The 17,555-nt window shown below is 63.7% G+C and carries 21 protein-coding genes and 1 pseudogene; 8 read left to right on the plus strand and 14 right to left on the minus strand.

What is annotated here, in order from left to right:
- The first annotated feature begins 27 nt into the window (after window positions 1–27).
- Both FJW04_RS04185 and FJW04_RS04190 read left to right on the plus strand, forming a co-directional pair.
- Window positions 28–852, plus strand: a complete 825-nt coding sequence (locus FJW04_RS04185) for a YmdB family metallophosphoesterase (protein WP_140712559.1) — start codon at window positions 28–30, stop codon at window positions 850–852.
- A 68-nt stretch (window positions 853–920) separates the two neighbouring features.
- Window positions 921–1,688, plus strand: coding sequence for a TerC family protein (locus tag FJW04_RS04190; RefSeq protein ID WP_140712561.1), 768 nt, complete (start codon window positions 921–923; stop codon window positions 1,686–1,688).
- A 21-nt stretch (window positions 1,689–1,709) separates the two neighbouring features.
- On the opposite strand, the gene FJW04_RS04195 is transcribed toward FJW04_RS04190, so the two are convergent.
- The 3 genes from FJW04_RS04195 to FJW04_RS04205 are packed head-to-tail and all read right to left on the minus strand — an operon-like array spanning window position 1,710 to window position 3,063.
- Window positions 1,710–2,177, minus strand: coding sequence for an SRPBCC family protein (locus tag FJW04_RS04195; protein ID WP_140712563.1), 468 nt, complete (start codon window positions 2,175–2,177; stop codon window positions 1,710–1,712).
- Between the two features lie 24 nt (window positions 2,178–2,201).
- On the minus strand, window positions 2,202–2,564 hold the full coding sequence (locus tag FJW04_RS04200) for a glyoxalase/bleomycin resistance/dioxygenase family protein (RefSeq protein ID WP_015315234.1): 363 nt from the start codon (window positions 2,562–2,564) through the stop codon (window positions 2,202–2,204).
- A 16-nt stretch (window positions 2,565–2,580) separates the two neighbouring features.
- Window positions 2,581–3,063, minus strand: coding sequence for an SRPBCC domain-containing protein (locus tag FJW04_RS04205; protein ID WP_140712565.1), 483 nt, complete (start codon window positions 3,061–3,063; stop codon window positions 2,581–2,583).
- 51 nt (window positions 3,064–3,114) lie between these two features.
- On the opposite strand from FJW04_RS04205, the gene FJW04_RS04210 reads away from it, so the two are divergent.
- From FJW04_RS04210 to FJW04_RS04220, 3 genes are all read left to right on the plus strand, one after another.
- Window positions 3,115–3,438, plus strand: coding sequence for a helix-turn-helix domain-containing protein (locus FJW04_RS04210; protein ID WP_140712567.1), 324 nt, complete (start codon window positions 3,115–3,117; stop codon window positions 3,436–3,438).
- 220 nt (window positions 3,439–3,658) lie between these two features.
- A complete protein-coding gene (locus tag FJW04_RS04215; RefSeq protein ID WP_015315237.1) occupies window positions 3,659–4,408 on the plus strand; it encodes a YebC/PmpR family DNA-binding transcriptional regulator in 750 nt (249 codons plus the stop codon).
- Window positions 4,409–4,424: 16 nt separating this feature from the next.
- Window positions 4,425–4,745, plus strand: a complete 321-nt coding sequence (locus FJW04_RS04220; protein WP_015315238.1) for a SelT/SelW/SelH family protein — start codon at window positions 4,425–4,427, stop codon at window positions 4,743–4,745.
- A 30-nt stretch (window positions 4,746–4,775) separates the two neighbouring features.
- On the opposite strand, the gene FJW04_RS04225 is transcribed toward FJW04_RS04220, so the two are convergent.
- The gene (locus FJW04_RS04225; RefSeq protein ID WP_015315239.1) at window positions 4,776–5,252 is read right to left on the minus strand and encodes a DUF1772 domain-containing protein; all 477 of its coding nucleotides are present in this window, start codon (window positions 5,250–5,252) and stop codon (window positions 4,776–4,778) included.
- 146 nt (window positions 5,253–5,398) lie between these two features.
- On the opposite strand from FJW04_RS04225, the gene FJW04_RS04230 reads away from it, so the two are divergent.
- Window positions 5,399–6,028: a TetR/AcrR family transcriptional regulator gene (locus tag FJW04_RS04230; protein ID WP_140712569.1), complete on the plus strand. Its 630-nt coding sequence runs from the start codon at window positions 5,399–5,401 to the stop codon at window positions 6,026–6,028.
- 82 nt (window positions 6,029–6,110) lie between these two features.
- Here FJW04_RS04230 and rpmE read toward each other — a convergent pair whose 3' ends face one another.
- On the minus strand, window positions 6,111–6,332 hold the full coding sequence (rpmE, locus tag FJW04_RS04235) for a 50S ribosomal protein L31 (RefSeq protein WP_010912060.1): 222 nt from the start codon (window positions 6,330–6,332) through the stop codon (window positions 6,111–6,113).
- Window positions 6,333–6,537: 205 nt separating this feature from the next.
- Between rpmE and FJW04_RS04240 the strand changes: the two genes are divergently transcribed.
- Window positions 6,538–8,337 (plus strand): ABC transporter transmembrane domain-containing protein, encoded by a 1,800-nt coding sequence (locus tag FJW04_RS04240; RefSeq protein ID WP_140712571.1) that lies wholly within the window; start codon window positions 6,538–6,540, stop codon window positions 8,335–8,337.
- Between the two features lie 50 nt (window positions 8,338–8,387).
- Here the strand turns inward: FJW04_RS04240 and FJW04_RS04245 are convergent, their stop codons facing one another.
- Window positions 8,388–9,872, minus strand: a complete 1,485-nt coding sequence (locus FJW04_RS04245; protein WP_140712573.1) for a carboxypeptidase M32 — start codon at window positions 9,870–9,872, stop codon at window positions 8,388–8,390.
- A gap of 142 nt (window positions 9,873–10,014) precedes the next feature.
- On the opposite strand from FJW04_RS04245, the gene FJW04_RS04250 reads away from it, so the two are divergent.
- Window positions 10,015–10,368, plus strand: coding sequence for a DUF1304 domain-containing protein (locus FJW04_RS04250; protein WP_015315243.1), 354 nt, complete (start codon window positions 10,015–10,017; stop codon window positions 10,366–10,368).
- Window positions 10,369–10,471: 103 nt separating this feature from the next.
- Here FJW04_RS04250 and FJW04_RS04255 read toward each other — a convergent pair whose 3' ends face one another.
- From FJW04_RS04255 to FJW04_RS04290, 8 genes and pseudogenes are all read right to left on the minus strand, one after another.
- On the minus strand, window positions 10,472–10,897 hold the full coding sequence (locus FJW04_RS04255; RefSeq protein ID WP_015315244.1) for a hypothetical protein: 426 nt from the start codon (window positions 10,895–10,897) through the stop codon (window positions 10,472–10,474).
- Between the two features lie 251 nt (window positions 10,898–11,148).
- Window positions 11,149–12,180 (minus strand): peptidoglycan -binding protein, encoded by a 1,032-nt coding sequence (locus tag FJW04_RS04260; RefSeq protein WP_109664719.1) that lies wholly within the window; start codon window positions 12,178–12,180, stop codon window positions 11,149–11,151.
- Window position 12,181: 1 nt separating this feature from the next.
- Window positions 12,182–13,207, minus strand: a complete 1,026-nt coding sequence (locus FJW04_RS04265; RefSeq protein ID WP_041163650.1) for a MotA/TolQ/ExbB proton channel family protein — start codon at window positions 13,205–13,207, stop codon at window positions 12,182–12,184.
- A gap of 120 nt (window positions 13,208–13,327) precedes the next feature.
- A pseudogene (locus tag FJW04_RS04270) lies at window positions 13,328–14,013 on the minus strand (hemolysin III family protein).
- A 135-nt stretch (window positions 14,014–14,148) separates the two neighbouring features.
- A complete protein-coding gene (locus FJW04_RS04275) occupies window positions 14,149–14,949 on the minus strand; it encodes an inositol monophosphatase family protein (RefSeq protein ID WP_140616630.1) in 801 nt (266 codons plus the stop codon).
- Window positions 14,950–15,038: 89 nt separating this feature from the next.
- On the minus strand, window positions 15,039–15,605 hold the full coding sequence (efp, locus tag FJW04_RS04280) for an elongation factor P (RefSeq protein ID WP_015315249.1): 567 nt from the start codon (window positions 15,603–15,605) through the stop codon (window positions 15,039–15,041).
- 154 nt (window positions 15,606–15,759) lie between these two features.
- A complete protein-coding gene (locus tag FJW04_RS04285) occupies window positions 15,760–16,800 on the minus strand; it encodes a tetratricopeptide repeat protein (protein WP_181172881.1) in 1,041 nt (346 codons plus the stop codon).
- Window position 16,801: 1 nt separating this feature from the next.
- Window positions 16,802–17,449 carry a thiamine phosphate synthase gene (locus FJW04_RS04290; protein ID WP_140712575.1) on the minus strand — a complete coding sequence of 216 codons (648 nt, stop codon included), beginning with the start codon at window positions 17,447–17,449 and terminating at the stop codon, window positions 16,802–16,804.
- Between the last annotated feature and the right edge of the window lie 106 nt (window positions 17,450–17,555).

Below are 17,555 nucleotides of genomic sequence, written 5' to 3' on the forward strand. Positions count from 1 at the left end.
CATGCAACTTTTCGGGATCAGGCATAGATGCGACTTCTTTTCCTCGGGGACATGGTCGGCAAGACGGGCCGCACCGCAGTGTGGGAACAACTGCCTGGCCTGATCTCCGACTTCAAGCTCGATTTCGTCATCGTCAACGGCGAGAACGCGGCCGGCGGCTTCGGCATCACCGAAGAGATCTTGCGTGAGACGATCGCGGCGGGCTGCGATGTCGTGACCACCGGCAACCATGTCTGGGACCAACGCGACGCTCTGGCCTTCGCGCCGCGCGAGCAGCGGTTCCTGCGGCCTTCCAATTTCCCCAAAGGCACGCCCGGGCGCGGCTCCGGTGTCTACATCGCCAAAAACGGCGCGCGCGTGCTGGTCGCCAACATTATGGGCCGGGTGTTCATGCACCCGGAACTCGACGACCCGTTCCAGGCCGGCGAACGCGAGCTTGCCGCCTGTCCGCTCGGCGAGCAGGCGGATGCGGTGGTGATCGACTTCCATGCCGAGGCAACCTCGGAAAAAATGTGCTTCGCGCATTTTGTCGATGGCCGCGCCAGTCTCGTCGTCGGCACCCACACGCACCAGCCCACCGCCGACCACCAGATCCTCAATGGCGGCACGGGGTACCTGTCGGATGCCGGCATGTGCGGTGACTATGATTCCTCGCTCGGCATGGACAAGGAAGAACCGCTCAACCGGTTCCTGTCGAAAGTGCCGAAAGGGCGTTTCGAGGCAGCGACGGGACCGGCGACATTGTGCGGCGTGGGCGTCGATATTTCCGACCGCACGGGGCTGACCGAAAAGATCGCGCCGTTTCGTCGCGGGCCAAGGCTGGAAGAAACGGCTCCGACCTTCTGGGCGTGACATTGATATAGGGGGTCGCAGTACCTAATTGCCGGCGACACTGCTCTAGATCGTAGGGGACGACCTCCATGCAGCTTATTGAATTCCTGGCGCCGCATTTTCAATTCGTTTCCGACCCGACCGCCTGGGTCGCGCTGCTGACGCTGGTGGTGCTCGAGATCGTGCTCGGCATCGACAACCTGATCTTCATCTCGATCCTCACCAACAAGCTGCCCGTGGAGCAGAGAGCTCGCGCGCGGCGTCTTGGCATCTCGGCGGCGCTGGTCATGCGCCTGGTGCTGCTCGCCACCATTTCCGTCATCGTCCAACTGACGACGCCGGTCTTCACGGCGTTCGGCCACGGCTTCTCCTGGCGCGACCTGATCCTGATCGCCGGCGGTCTGTTCCTGGTGTGGAAGGCGACCAAGGAGATCCATCACACGGTCGATCCCGACGACCATCAGGACACGATGCTAGGCGAAACGCTCAAGATCTCGCTTGCCGGCGCGATCTTCCAGATCCTGCTGCTCGACCTCGTCTTCTCCATCGATTCCATCATCACCGCCGTCGGCATGACCGACGAGATCGCCATCATGTATATCGCGGTCATCGCGGCCGTGACCGTGATGATGCTGGCGGCCGGACCGCTGGCGGACTTCATCGCCAAGAACCCGAGCATCGTCATGCTGGCGCTGGGCTTCCTGCTGATGATCGGCATGACGCTGATCGCCGACGGCATGGGCTATCATGTGCCCAAGGGCTACATCTATGCGGCGATGGGTTTTTCGGCGCTGGTCGAGGGGCTCAACATGCTGGCGCGGCGGCGCAAGAAAGCGAAAACCGGCGACGGCCACTGATACTGGTCGGCCGGGGCGAGCCTAGTGCCCCGGAACACCCTTCGGATGGCGGTCACCCATCAAGCCGAGCGTCAGGCCCTGTTCCAGCCAGGCCTTGGCGCCGGCGAGCACAAGCGCAAAGCCGTCGGTTGAGCCGACCGCTTGTTTCACCTGCTCGTCGCCATTGCCGGCAAAGCCGAAATTGTGGACCTCGAGGAATGTCGCTTCGCCAGGCATTTCGGTGAAGGTCCAGACCACCGTGGTCGGCGGATCGCTCCACGTCATGACGATCTTCTTGTCCCTGACGATCTCGCTGACCTCGACTGTCGTCGAGACCCCATGCATGCGCCACTCCCACTGAACCGGTTTGCCGCCATCAAGCCGGCCGCTGCCATGGGTGAACCAGAATTTGGTCGTGATCGCCGGATCGACGACGGCTTCGAAAACCTCAGCGACCGGCCGCCGGATCAGCATGGCGGCTTCGGCTGTCGGTGTCTCACGGATTTCCATGGCGATCTCCTTTCGAATACGCCCTCACCAGGCGTCGGGTTCGCGCACCATATGGATGATGCCGGCCGGATTGGTGATCCAACCACCTCGGAAACCTGCGTCCAAGGGCTCGACGGCATCGCAACGCACAATTCCCGCCTTGGCCAGATGATCCGCGGCGCCCGGAAAATCCCGCGTGAAAAGCTCCAGCCAGATCTCGGCCTGGCTCATCGTCGGCGCCTCGTCGATCCAAAGCCTGTTGGGGCCGAGCTCGAAGCCGATGGCCGGCGCCTTGGCTGTGAAAGGCTTGAGGCCGACGACATCGCGGTAGAAGGCGATCGTCGCTTCGTACTGGTGCGATGGCACCTTCATGGCGATGTTGATGCCGCCGGTGATCTTCGCGGTCATGACTGGGCTCCGTTTTTCAAATGTTGTTTTCGCTGGCGGGTTCGCCCTTCATCTCGCTGCGGTAATAGCCGTCGCGCAGATTGATGCCGTATTCGACATAGGCCTTCATGCAGGCCAGCATCTGCGACCAGCCCTCGCAATTCAGGTAGGACTTCTTCAGACCGACCGCGCCTTCCTGCCAGCCGCTCTCGGCGATGGTGACGAAGGTGCCGCCATCGTCGAGCGGCTCGAAATTCATCTCGATGCGGGTCTTGTAGGCGGGCTTGCCGTCGGCGTCGGTGGCATCCCAGCGCAGCACGATGCGGCTGTCCTTGACCACTTCGTCGACCTCGACCGGCACCTTGCCCCACCAGACGACACCCGAACCGGCGACCAATGGCGCGCTGGCACCGCCGATGGTGGTGAAATAGCCGCTCAGTTTCTTCGGGTTGACGACCGCGTCGAAGACTTCGGAGACCGGTTTGCCGATGCGCCCTGAAACGCTGAATCCAAGAGACATATCCACAGCTCCTTGCTTGAACGAGCCAACAATATGTTATATAAACATAACATGTCAAGCCGATCGCAGGACGACCATGTTTTCAAGGCGCTGGCGCATCCGCGCCGGCGCGAAATGCTGGATCGGTTGAAAGACGAGCCAAAGACCACCGGCATGCTGTGCGAAGCCTTTCCCGACATCGACCGCTGCACGGTCATGCTGCATCTCAAGGTGCTGGAGGAGGCGGACCTGATCGTCGCGCGCCGCGACGGACGCGAGCGCTGGAACCATCTCAATGCGTTGCCAATCAAGCAGATTCACGACCGCTGGATCAGCCAGTATGCCGGCCATGCGCTCAGCATCATTGACCGGCTGAAGTCCGATCTGGAAGGGTAGGACAGCCTGCTTGCCGGGCCGCCGCATGCCGAGTGCCCCGGCAACGCGGCGCGGCTGGACGAATTGAGCCGATTTATCTATAAGCCGGCCATTCCGACACAGGGCGCCGTACGTTCACCCGGACGCATCGGGACGCTCTGAAATTGAGTTCGAGCCTTTTGCAAAGGCGAGATGACGCATCTCGCGGCAAGACGCTCTAGCCGAACACGACAGGGGTGCCATGGCTGGCCATTCACAGTTCAAGAACATCATGCACCGCAAGGGCCGTCAGGACGCGGTGCGGTCGAAAATGTTTTCCAAGCTGGCGCGCGAAATCACCGTCGCCGCCAAGAGCGGAACGCCGGACCCATCGATGAACCCGCGCCTGCGCCTGGCGATCCAGAACGCCAAGGCGGTGTCGATGCCCAAGGACAACATCCAGCGCGCCATCAACAAGGCCTCGATGGGCGACGCCGAAAACTACGAAGCGGTGCGCTACGAAGGGTATGGGCCTGGTGGCGTCGCCGTGATCGTCGAGGCGCTGACCGACAACCGCAACCGTTCGGCGTCCAATGTGCGCGCCGCCTTCACCAAGGCCGGCGGCGCGCTCGGCGAAACCGGATCGGTGTCGTTCATGTGGGACCGCGCCGGCGAAATCTACTATCCGGCCTCGGCCGGCAGCGCCGACAAGATCATGGATGCGGCGATCGAAGCCGGCGCCGACGATGTCGAATCGGACGAGGAAGGCCACACGATCTATTGCTCCTTCGAGACTCTCGGCGAGGTGTCTAAGGCGCTTGAAACCTCGCTCGGCGAGGCCGAATCGGTCAAGGCGATCTGGAAGCCGCAGAACAATGTCCCCGTCGACGAAGAGCGGGCGCAATCGCTGATGAAGCTGGTTGCCACGCTCGAGGATGATGACGACGTGCAAAGCGTCTACGCCAACTTTGAAGTCGACGACGAGACGATGGCGAAGCTCAGCGCGGCGTGAGCGAAGGTCGTCCGATATGAGCAAAGCTCAGTTGCCGGCCATCCGCATTACCTACTGCACCCAATGCCAGTGGCTGTTGCGTGCCGGCTGGATGGCGCAGGAGCTGCTGTCCACCTTCGGTACCGATCTCGGCGAGGTGACGCTGGTGCCGGGCACCGGCGGCATCTTCACCATCTCCTGTAACGATGTGCTGGTCTGGGACCGCAAGCGCGACGGCGGCTTTCCTGACGCGGCCAAACTCAAGCAGCTGGTCCGCGACGTGATCGATCCGGATCGGGATCTCGGTCACGCCGACCGCAAAGGCCACAAGGGTGACACGCAGAAAGACCTCGCCTGAGCGGAGTTTTTTGCGTCTCGTTAGACCTCTTCAGAGCAATGCGAAGATAAAGCACGCCATCGCCACGATGGCGGTGACGGTGCGGACGTGGTTCCACATCACCCATTGGCTCAGATGGTTCGCCCACACGGCAGCGCCGTTGCTGCTGGCCGGGTCGACGGCGGCGAGAGCATCGTTGAGCGGCACGTTGAAGACCATGGTCACGATAGGGTTGCCGACCAGATAGATCACCGCGCCGGCCAGTAACCAGTACGAGCCGGACTGGCTCCAGCCCAAGAGAGCGGCGGCAATGAGAACGAGGCAGATGAGGCCGGTGCCAAACAGCGCTGTCATGAAGGTCGGGGTGATCACCGTGACGTTGATCGAATTCATCGCTGCGATGCCCGCCGGGACGGGCAGCCGGGCAAGGGCCGCCATGACGAAGTTGGAAAAGGCGAAGAATACGCCACCGACGACGCCCGCGCCGATCGCGGCAATGAAGGTGAGGGTTGGAAGAAGCTTGATCATCTCAGTTGCTCCGGACGCCGGTTGCGGCGGTTTGCTCTCTAAAAAATATGAGCATGCCTCACATTTGCAAAACGTGATAAACCCTCGTATTTTGTAAGTCAAGTCGTTCCCGGCGATTTTGCCGGGCGCGTTTGTTGGAGACGGTGATGGAAGGCACGCAAACCAATGAGCGGATCGGTCCGCCGCGCCGGGCGCCAAGCCAGCAGCGCAGCCGCGAGCGGGTCGAGCGCATGCTGGCCGCCGCCTCGGCGCTGATTGCCGAACAAGGCAGCGACGCCATGCGCATGGGCGAGGTGGCGGAGCGGGCTGGGGTGTCGATCGGCTCGCTCTACCAGTTCTTTCCGGACAAGAGGGCGATCGTCTGGGCGCTGGCCGAACGCTACACAGCGGAAAGCCAGGCTTGTATCTCGGCGGCACTCAGGGATGTCAGCGACGCCAAAGGCCTGCGGCAGGCTTTCTCGGAGCTGGTCGATATTTACTACGAGCTGTTCCTGGCCGAGCCGGTGATGCGCGACATCTGGTCGGGCACGCAGGCCGACAAGGCGCTGCGCCAGCTCGAACTCGCCGACAGCCGCGCGAACGCGGAATTTCTGATCGCGGTACTCAAGCGCCTGCGGCCCGATGCCGATCCGGTGGCGCTCGACACGACGGCATTCTTGGTGTGGCAGATGGGCGAGGCGGCCATGCGGCTGGCGATCTCGGTCGACAGGCAGGAGGGCGACAGGCTGGTCGCGGCCTACAAGCGCATGGCACTCAGGGAATTGCTGGACGAATAAGGGCCGAAGACCCAGCCTTCGGCCAAGCAACAAAAAACCCGCCACAAGGGCGGGCTCTTGATCCGCGAAAAAGCTCTTCGCTTTAGAGGCCGAAACCTTCGAAACGCTTCTTGAACTTCGACAAGCGGCCGCCGCGGTCGAGCAGGGTCTGCTGGCCGCCGGTCCAGGCCGGGTGGGTGGTCGGGTCGATATCGAGGTTCATCGTATCGCCTTCCTTGCCCCAGGTCGAACGGGTCGTGTATTCGGTGCCGTCGGTCATGACGACCTTGATGGTGTGGTAGTCGGGATGGATTGCGCTCTTCATGGCTCTGTTCCTGGCTTGCCGGCGCGGCGGACGGGCATAAGCCTGCGTCGATGCGCCTCTTTTTAAAACTCGAAGCCGCAGCTATTGAGGAGCCACGGCTTCTAAAACGGTCGGCGTGCCTATACATCAGCCGGAATTGAATCACAAGGCCGCGGCAAGCGCATATTGAGGCGCATAGGCTGAAGTGGCTAGAGGAAACACCCAGATGGCGCAATCAAGCAGCGCAGACGAGCGCCGACGCTCGCTCAAGCCGCTCAGGCGCCTGTTTCCGTATATCGCCGGATATCGCACGCTGGTCATCGGCGCCCTTATCTCACTGGCCATCGCGGCGGCAACGACATTGGCACTGCCGCTGGCTGTCCGGCGCATGATCGACCACGGTTTCTCGTCGGCCAGCACCACCTTCATCGCCGAATATTTCGGCGCCCTCGTGGCGATGGCCGCCGTGCTGGCCGCGGCGTCGGCCGGCCGTTACTATTTCGTCATCACGCTCGGCGAGCGCGTCGTCGCCGATATCAGGCGCGATGTCTTTGCCCATGTGACGACGCTGTCGCCGGCCTTCTTCGACACCGCCCAGTCGGGGGAAATCGTGTCGCGGCTCGCCGCAGACACCACGCAGGTCAAGTCGGCGGTAGGCGCAACGGCTTCGGTGGCGCTGCGCAACGTCATCCTCGGCCTCGGCGCGGTGGGCATGATGGTCGTCACCAGCCCGAAACTCTCCGGCCTGGTCATTGCGGCGATACCCGTGATCGTGCTGCCGCTGGTCGCCTTCGGCCGCTCGGTGCGGCGCAAGTCAAGGCAGGCCCAGGACACGCTTGCCGACGCGACGGCCTATGCCAGCGAGCAGATCGGCGCGGTGCGCACGCTGCAGGCCTTCACCAATGAGAGACTGGTCACCGGACGATTCTCGGGCGCGGTGGAAGCGGCCTTCGAGGCAGCGCGCGCTTCGATCTTCGCGCGCTCCTTCCTCACCTTCTTTGCCATCTTCACCATTTTCTCCTCGGTCGTGGCGGTGCTGTGGTTCGGCTCGCGCGACGTGCTCGACGGCACGATATCGCCTGGCACGCTTGGCCAATTCCTCCTTTATTCGGTGTTCGCCGCTGGCGCGCTCGGCGCGCTGTCGGAAGTCTGGGGCGAACTCGCGCAAGCCGCAGGTGCCGCCGAACGGCTGACCGAGATTCTGGCCGAGACGCCGGCGATCCAGGCGCCGGTCGATCCGAAGCCGCTGCCGGCGGTTGCCAAGGGCGCGATCATCTTCGAGAATGTGTCCTTCTCCTATCCGGCGAGGCCCGATCGCGCCGCCGTCCACGGCCTGAGTTTTCAAGTCATGCCCGGCGAGACGGTCGCCATCGTCGGCCCCTCGGGTGCCGGCAAGAGCACGGTGTTCTCGCTGATCCTGCGCTTCTACGATCCCGAGACAGGCAAGATCCTGGTCGATAGCGTCGACGTGCGCGAAGCCGATCCCGTTTCGGTCAGGCAGCGCATCGCCATCGTGCCGCAGGACGTCACCATCTTCGCGGCGAGCGCGCGCGACAATATCGGCTTCGGCCGGCCAGGCGCCAGCGAGGCCGAGATCGAGGCCGCGGCCAAGGACGCACTGGCCGACGAGTTTATCCTTAGGCTCGAGAACGGCTATGACAGCCAGGTCGGCGAGCGTGGCGTGACGCTGTCCGGCGGCCAGCGCCAGCGTGTGGCGATTGCACGTGCCATCCTGCGCGACGCGCCGATCCTGCTGCTCGACGAGGCCACCTCGGCCCTCGACGCCGAAAGCGAGACACTGGTGCAGACCGCGCTCGAGCGGCTGATGCGGGGGCGCACCACCATCGTCATCGCCCACCGGCTGGCGACGGTGCTGAAGGCCAACAGGATCCTGGTGATGGATGGCGGCCGCATCGTCGAGGAAGGCACGCATCAGAGCCTGGTCGCCAAGGGCGGCATCTATGCCAGGCTCGCCAAGCTGCAGTTCGAGACCGGCGCCAGCGCCTTCAGGGGCGCGGCGGAGTAGTAGGTTCAGTTCGCCTCGGCGTAAGGACAATTGTCGTCCCAGGCGGCATCTCAGCCGCCGTAGCGCTGCCTCAAATGGTTGACGAAGTACGTGGCGTTGAGCTTCTCGCCGGTGGCGCGCTCAAGCAGGTCCGGCGTCGACCAGCGCGACCCCTGCGACCAGATTTTCTCGCGGCGCCAATCGTTGATCGCCTCGAAATTCCCCTTTGCAAGATCTTCGTCGGCTGAAGGATGCTCGCGCGTCAGCGCGGCCCATTGCTGCGCCGCCATCATCGCGCCCAGCGTATAGGACGGGAAATAACCGAAGGCGGCACCCGGCCAATGGACGTCCTGCATCGGCCCGTCGGCGGGGTTGTCGATGGTCGAGAGACCAAGATAGTCGCGCATCCTGGCATCCCAGGCTTCGGGCAAATCAGCCACTTCGAGGCTGGCCGAAACAAGCTCCTGCTCCAGTTCGTAGCGAAGGATGACGTGCAAGGGATAGGTCACCTCGTCGGCGTCGACGCGGATCAGGCCACGTTCGACACGATGCACATGCGGCAGGATATCGTCGAGCGACCAGGCTTCGCCGAGATGCTTCTCCACCACCGGCAGCGCCCAGCGCCAGAAGGCAGGATTGCGGCCGATCTGCTTTTCGACGAACAGGCTCTGGCTCTCATGCACGGCCATGCCGCGGGCCTTGCCGAGCGGCCAGTGCGCCCACGCCTTGGGCAAGTTCTGTTCGTAGAGCGCATGACCGGTCTCGTGCAGCACGCCCATCAGCGCCGACAGGAAATCCGAGGTCTTGTAGCGCGTGGTGATGCGCACGTCGCTGGGCACGCCGCCGCAGAACGGATGGTGCGATACCGACAATGAGCCGTGCGTCAGGTCGAAACCGACCGCCGCCATCATGGCAAGGCCGAGTTCGCGCTGCCGGTCGATGGCATAGGTACCCGAAAGCGGTTTCAGCGGATGCTTGCGCAGCCGCGCTTCCTGGATCGCCAGCGCCTCCGGCACGAAGCCCTTGAGGAAGGCCTTGAGGTCGGCGAAGACGGGCGTAATGTCGGCCGTGCGATTGCCGGGATCGTATTGTTCCATCAGCGCGTCATAGGGAGCGAGGCCGAGAACATCGGAGCGCAGGGCCGCCTCGTCGCGCACCAGCGCCACCACGCCTTCGAGCGCCGGCTGAAAACCCGCCCAATCGTTCTTGGCGCGCAGGGCACGCCACAATTGCTCGCAGCGCATGCGCGCCGTCGTCTGGCGCTCGACGAATTGGACCGGCAGGCAGGTCAGGTTGGTGTATTGCCGCCGCAGCTCGGCGAGAGCCGCCCGCTGCTCATCGTCCAATGCCTCGCCTTCGGCCGCGGCGATCCAGTCCGATATTTCCGGCGCGGTCGCCCTGGTGTGATACATGCCGGCAAGGGCCGCCATCGCCTCGGCGCGCTTCTCGCCACCACCGACGGCCATGTGGGTCGCCTCATCGGCGCCGAGGATGGCCAGCGCATGCTCAAGCGCTTCGAGCTTGTGGCCGAGATCGTCGAGTTTGTGAAAAGACATAGCGGCTTCCGTGATTGAGGACGGGGCGAAAAGACACCAACGCAAAAGCATTGGCAACCCTCGGATGCCATCCGGCAGATGCAGCTTGCGCAAGCGAGGTTGGGCATGAAATGCTGCCGGCGACGGATGAAGGGGGAGCAGAATGATCGGCAACATCCTGGTCGGGCTGGTGGCCTTGATCCATGTCTACATCGTCTATCTCGAGATGGTGCTTTGGGACACGCCGCGCGGGCACAAGACATTCCGCCTGACGCCGGAATTCGCCGGTGCCTCCAAAGTGCTCGCCGCCAATCAGGGTCTCTATAACGGCTTTCTCGCCGCCGGCCTGATCTGGGGGCTTTACCTCGGCGCCGCCGGTTTCCAGGTCGAGGTCTTCTTCCTGTTGTGCGTGACCATTGCCGGTCTCTATGGCGCGGCGACGGTCGGCCGCAAGATCCTGTACATCCAGACCGTGCCGGCGGTGGTCGCCCTGGTCGCGGCCTGGCTCGGTTGGTAGGCAGGATGGGCTGGTAAGGAAAGAAAAAGGACGCCAGCGGGATTGGGGTCCCGAAGGCGTCAATGGGTCCCTTCCCCGAGGAGGTTTCCAGGCCGGAATAGCCTCAGCCGTTCGGATAGTTTCCGCCGTCGGCGCCATCACCCATCAGGAAACCGCTGCCGGTGTCGATCATCAGGCGTTGATCCACATTGTCGAGCCGGCGCAGCAGGTCATGGTATTGCGCGGCCGGGATCCTGCCGTGATCCGACGCGGCTATCCTCTCGGCGACCTGACTGATACGGGCGGTGCGCATTTCCAGGCGCTCCGCGACGGCCGGAGTGATGTGGTTGGCTTGCCTGGCGTCGACGATGCCCTGATGAACACCCTGGACCTGCTGAACGAGCGCCTCGACACGGGGGCCTGCCATGTCGGTGGGGGCGGTCGCGTCGAGAGCACCCTTGTGGTGGCCCGCGGCATAGGCGCCGGCGAGCGGGACGGCAATGAGAATTGCGGCAAGCGTTGCAGTCTTGAGAGATGCTGATGAGCGCATGGTGCGCTTCCTCCTGCTGGGAAGGGAGAGCGGCCGCGCCGCCTCGCCTTCCGGCCATTTTGGGTCGTCCAGTCCCGTCGCGTCGCGATGGGAGGCATCGCCGGCGGTTCTCGGCCCTGCGCAGCAAGCTAGGAGCGCTTCGGCGCGAAGTGTAATTAAAAAAAGATAATCTTTTCAGGCCTTGCCGGCGGATGCCTGCGCCCTAGAGTTGAGCCGGCGAACAATTTCGCGTGAGTTCGCGTGATGATGGATCAACGTTCGGTGAGCTTCAGTTCAATGCGGCGGTTCTTGTTGCGCGCCTCTTCGGTGTCGGCGGGATCGAGCGGCTGGAATTCCCCGAAGCCGGCGGCGACGAGCCGGTTGGCCGGCACGCCATTCTCGATCAGGAACTTGACCACCGAGGTCGAGCGCGCCGTCGACAGTTCCCAATTGTCGCGATAACGGCCGGTGCCGGACAGCGGTTTGTTGTCGGTGTGGCCGTCGACGCGCAGCACCCAGTTGATCTCCGGCGGGATCTCTTTCTGCAGTTCGATGATGGCGTCGGCGAGCTTCTTCATCTCGACCTTGCCGGCATCGTTGATCACTTCGGATCCGGTCGGGAACAGAACTTCCGACTGGAACACGAAGCGGTCGCCGACGATGCGGATGTTCTCGCGATCGGCTAGGATTTCGCGCAGACGTCCGAAGAAATCGGAGCGGTAGCGGTTCAGCTCCTGCACACGCTGCGCCAGCGCCACGTTCAGGCGACGGCCGAGATCGGCGATCTTGGTGTTAGAATCGCGGTCGCGCGTTTCGGAGACGTTGAGGGCATCCTCGAGCGCGCCGATCTGCTTGCGCAATGCCGCGATCTGCTGGTTGAGGATCTCGACCTGGCTCAGCGCCTGCTGGCTGATCTGGCGCTGGCTGTCCAGTTCGCCGCCCAGCGCCGCGGCTCGCTGGTTGGCGGCGTCGCCGGCACCCGCACCTTGCGCCAGCAACTGTTCGAGCCGGCTCTTCTCCGCCTCCGCCGCCGACAGCGACGCCTGCAGGTTGGCCAGCGAATCGTCCTTGTCCTGTGCCGTCGAGCGCTCCAGCGCCAGAAGCTGGGTCAGTTCGTTGATCTGCGAATTGAGGCGCGACAGCGCCGTGTCCTTGCCGGAGATTTCGCGCCCGAGCAGGAACTGCGCCAACACGAAGACGGTGAGCAGGAACATGATGGCGAGCAGCAGCGTCGACAGCGCGTCGACGAAGCCCGGCCAATAGTCGATGCGGCGATCGGTACGCCGGCCCCTGGCAAGCGCCATGCTAGTGCACCCCGGGCTTCTTCAGCGCGTCGGCGATCTTTTCCAGCGTGTTGCGCATCGCTTTTTGTTCGTCCGACTGGGCTTCGACCCAGTCGCGCATGATCTGCTGTTCGGAGCGCATGTTCTTGACCAAGCCGGAAATGCCGTCGGCGAGATTGGCCATGGCGGTGGCGACGCGCGGGTTGGAGCCGCCGCCATTCTCCTGCATGCTGCGCAGCCGCTCCGACAGGACGCGGATCTCGTCGGAAGAGTCGGCCTTGGCCGGGTCGGAAACGACGATGTCGGACGACAGATCCGTGACCGAGGACAGCCAGTTCTCGAGCTCGGTGTAGAAGCGCGTCTGGGCGCGGCCGGCCTGCAAGTCGAGGAAGCCGAGCACGAGCGAGCCGGACAGGCCGAACAGCGAGGACGAGAAGGCTGTGCCCATGCCGGCCAGCGGCGCCGACAGGCCCTGTTTCAGCGAATCGAGCACCGCGGCGGCGTCACCCGTGCCGGGATCGAGCGATTCGATGGTCTCGCGGATCGAGCCGATCGTATTCAGCAGACCCCAGAAAGTGCCAAGCAGGCCGAGGAACACCAAAAGGCCCACAAGGTAGCGCGAGGTGTCGCGGCTTTCGTCGAGGCGGGTGGCGATGGAATCGAGCATTGTGCGCATCGATGAGGTCGAAAAGGCCATCGACGAGGAACGGCCGATCATCGCCTTCATCGGCGCCAGCAGCACCGGTTCGGTGGTTTCGGAGCCGGCCCGGAAAGAGTTGACCCAGCGGACCTCGCGAAACAGCCGCCCGACCTGCGTGAAGGCCAGCAGGATACCGACGACGAGCACGCCGACGATCAGGCCGTTAAGGCCGGGGTTGGTGACGAAAGCGGTGGTGACCTGGCGGGTCAGGATGGCGGCGATGAAAGCGACGATGGCCAGGAAGATGACCATGGTCAGCAGGAAGACCTGCGGACTGGACAGTTTATGCGGGTCGTAGATCAGCACGTCGGAGCGCCTGCCCATGCCGAAGGATCTGAGAAAAGCCATCCGTGCCCCGTTTCCGATGCCGCTGCCGCCGATCACGTAGTTGGCAACTCTAAACGGAATTATGACCAAATTGAATGGCGCTTGGCAATATTGCCACAGGCGCCCTTTGGAGCCGGCGCATCAGAGGCGGTTGATGACGAGGCAGTCGACCATGGCCGCCAAATGCAGGCCGGCGCCAGTGACGACGAAGCCGTGCCACAGTGCGTTGTGGAAGCGCAGCGCCTTCCAGGCGAAGAAAATCACGCCGCAGGAATAGACGACGCCACCGGCGACGATGAGCACGATCGACGTGGTCGGCAGCGTCTCGACGAGCGGCTTGACGAGAACGATGCCGCTCCAGCCGATGGCGAGATAGAAGACGATCGCCAGCCTGTCAAAACGGCCGGGGAAAAACACCTTGATGGCAATGCCCGTTGCGGCCGCGGCCCAGACCAGGACGATCATCCAGCGCGCCAGCGCAGAGTTTCCCAACTGGGCGAGAAAGGGTGTGTAGGTGGCGGCGATCAACAGATAGATCGCGGCATGATCGAAGCGCCGCAGGATCCATTTCGCGGGCGAGGTCACCGGCCACAGATTGTAGGTCAGCGATACCGAGAGCACGGTGAGCAGCGACACGACATAGAAGGCGGCGGCGATATATTCGCCAGGCCCGACCCGGAAGGCGGCGAGCGCCAGCAGTGCCGAACCGGCCGCGATCGCCAGCACGATCCCGACAGCATGGACGATCCCGTCGGGATCATCTCGGCGCGCGAATAGTGCCAGCGTCCGATGAAGGGGATCTCGATCTTTGGCGGGGTACTGGTCATCTATCGTCCTGCATCACCCCATATCTGGGCAACCGACGGACAGTATTTCAAGCTTTGTTTGCGGTTTTACGACTGCGCGCTTTGCCTTGACGCAATGCCAGATGCAAAACCGCGAACATTTTTCCCGGAATTGCTTCAGCGCGGCGGGAGCGGCTTTTTCACCGTCTTCAGCAATGCGCGCTGGATGATCTCGTTGCCGGCGACGACCGTGCCGGTGTCCAGCATGTCCTGTCCGCCATCCATGTCGGAGGCGAAGCCGCCCGCTTCGCGGATCAAGAGCAGGCCGGCGGCCATGTCCCAAGCCGACAGGCCCACTTCCCAGAAGCCGTCCATGCGGCCGGCGGCGACATAGGCAAGATCGAGCGAGGCGGACCCCATGCGGCGGACGCCGGAGACCTCGGCCATGACGTTGCGCAGTTCGACCAGGAAATTGCCGTGATGGCCCCGGCCGAGATGCGGCACGCCGCAGCCGATCACCGTGTCGACAAGCTTGGTACGGCCGGCAACGCGCAGGCGGCGATCATTCATGAAGGCGCCGCCGCCGCGCTCGGTGGTGTAGAGCTCGTCCATGGCGGGATTGTAGACCACGCCAGCCACGATCTGGCCCTGGCGCTCGAGCGCGATCGAGACGGCGAACAGCGGGATGCCGTGCAGGAAATTGGTGGTGCCGTCGAGCGGGTCGACGATCCAGCGGTGCTGGCTGTCATCGCCGGCGATGGCGCCGCGCTCTTCCATCAGGAAGCCGTAGCCAGGACGTGCCTTCGACAGTTCGGCGAAAACGATGTCCTCGGCCTTGCGGTCGGCCTGGCTGACATAGTCGCCGGGGCCCTTCATCGAGACTTGCAGGTTCTGGACCTCGCCGAAGTCGCGCGACAGCGAGCGGCCGGCCTTCATTGCGGCCTGAACCATGACGTTGAGGAGGGCTGAGCGTGCCATAGTGCTTCTTCCTGGTCCGGCGCTTTAAATTCTGTCTCGATGCATGCCGGTGACCCAAACCGGGGCCACTTCCGGGCGACATGCATGCATCAGTCGGCGCGGCGCACGTAAGTGATTTCGTTGGTGTCGACGATGATGCGTTCGCCGGCGCCGATGAAGGGCGGCACCAGCACGCGAATGCCATTTTCCAGCACCGCCGGCTTGTAGGAGGATGCCGCCGTCTGGCCCCTCACCACGGGATCCGCCTCGGTGATGGTCAGCGTCACGTAATCGGGCAGCGAAATGCCGATCGGCCGCTCCTCGTAGAGCTGAACCGTCACCATCATGCCGTCCTGCAGGAACGCGGCGCGGTCGCCGACGAAATCCTTGTTCAGTTCGAGCTGCTCATAGCTTTGGGTGTCCATGAACACCAGCGCGTCGTCCTGCTCGTAGAGGAAGGAAAAGTCCTTCAGGTCTAGCCGGATCTGCTCGACCGTCTCGGCCGAACGGAAGCGCTCGTTGAGCTTGGTGCCGTTGATGAGGTTCTTCAGCTCAACCTGGTTGTAGGCGCCGCCCTTGCCGGGCTTGACGGTGTTGGTCCTGACCGCCACCCAGAGGCCGCCATCGTGTTCGATGACGTAGCCGGGGCGGATTTCGTTGCCATTGATCTTGGCCATGATGATGGGATCCGGGATGCTGCCAACGGCGGGGCCATTGGTATGGGATGTTCGCCGTGACAGGCGATTTAAGGCTCCAAGACCACAAATCGCCCGGAGAGGCAAGGGAGGGCGGGTTGCGGCTGAGCAACGGGGCCGGTTCCGCCTACCGCCATCAGGGCAGGCGGTTGGCCTTCTGCAGGGCCTGCTTGGTCTGGTCGTCGCTCAGCCCTTGCAGGAAATCGTCCATCTGCTGATCGATGAGGCCGGCGCGGCGGGCGACGATGTACCAGGCGCCGGCGAGCACGAGGTCGGGATCGGTGCCGATGCCTTGCATATAGAGTTTTGCCAGCCGGTTCTGCGCCGCGACATTGCCGCCTTCGGCGGCTTGCTTCGTCCAGCCGAAGGCCGATTTCAGGTCACGCGCGCCGCCGCGGCCCTCGATCATCCAGGCGGCGAGATCGATCTGCGCGGTGTCGTAGTTCTGACGGGCGGCCTGCGCCAGCAGCCGCCGTGCCTGTGCATCGTCGCGCGGCTTGCCGCCGACGCCGTTGGCATAGATCTGCGACATGGCGTACTGCGCGTCGGCAAGACCGGTCGCGGCGGCGCGCTCATAGTAGGAAACCGCCTTGGCCAGGCCGGCGTTGCCGGGATCCTGCTGGACCAGCATCTGCGCGAAATTGAACTGCGCAAGCTGGTTGCCGGCCTCGGCGGCGGCCTGCATCAGGGCATAGGCTTCCTTCGCGTCCTTCTTGACGTAGCGGCCGTCGAGCAGCATCAACGCATATTGGAACTGCGATTCCGGCACACCCTGCTCGGCGGCAAGCGCGTACCATTTCGCGGCCTCGGCCGCGTTCAACGGCACGCCCAACCCACGCGACAGGATCTCGGCCACCAGCGTCTGCGCCGCCGGATCGCCATTCTGCGCACGGACGAGCGCCAGATTATAGGCGGTCTTGTAGAGACCACGCTGGAAGGCACCATAGGCAGCGTCCGTCGGCTTGGCACCAAAGCGGTCGGGATTGACGCTGTCGGCCGACGGCAACGGCGCGGGTTCCGATGTAGTGGCGGGCTGCGGCAGCTGCTTTTCGATAGGCTTGTCGGTGTGCACGCCGGTTTCAGGCTTGGGCTGCGGCAAGGGTATGGTTTCGGCGGCGGCGGCCTGGATCATCACCGCCGCGAGCAGGGCCTGAAGAGAAAGCCTTGCCAGGAACACGTCAGTCCTCGAGGCGCGGCGCTGTTTCGTCGAGCAGCGCATTGGCCCAGGCGATCGCCACCTTCGGATCAACGCCGTCGGCGAACACGGCGCTCGACAGCGCGACGAATTCGGCGCCGGTGGCGGCCACGGTTTCGACAGAGGCAAGATCGGAACCGGCCTCGACGATGCAGGGGATCTGGATCATCTGCGCCCACCACTGCCCCAATGACAGGTTGCGCGGATGCGGCTCGGGCTTGTTGTCGTAGCCGAACCGGCCGAAGAAAATATAGTCGGGCCGGGCTTCGCCAAGTTCGAGCGCGTCGTCACGCGTCTTGGCGCCGCCGGCGCCGACCGTCATTTTCGCCTGGAAATGTTCGATCGTCTCGGCGAGTTCGGCCTTGGAGACCTCGACATGGATGCCGTCGGCCTGGACGCGGCCCGCGATGCGGGTGTCGCCAGCGATAATGACGGCCACTCCGGCGGCCTGCGCGACCGGCACGATACGCTCGGCGAAGGCCTGGAAGGAGGCCTCGTCCATGCCGTTCTCGGGCAGGATCAGCGAGGCGACATCGCCGCCGTCGAAAGCGGCCGTGATCCGATCCGCCGGTACGCCGGACGGCGCGATCAGCACGATGCGGCAGCGGTTGGGGGGCGTTGCGTCATTCATGGTTCTTCGATCCCGGGTTTCGCCTATGCCGGGCGAAGATGGTTGGATTGCGGCATAGAGCAAACTGCCCGCTTTGAACAGGCGGGCAGCCGGATCGCGATTTTTG

The organism is Mesorhizobium sp. B2-7-3 (assembly GCF_006440715.1).
GTDB lineage: Bacteria > Pseudomonadota > Alphaproteobacteria > Rhizobiales > Rhizobiaceae > Mesorhizobium > Mesorhizobium australicum.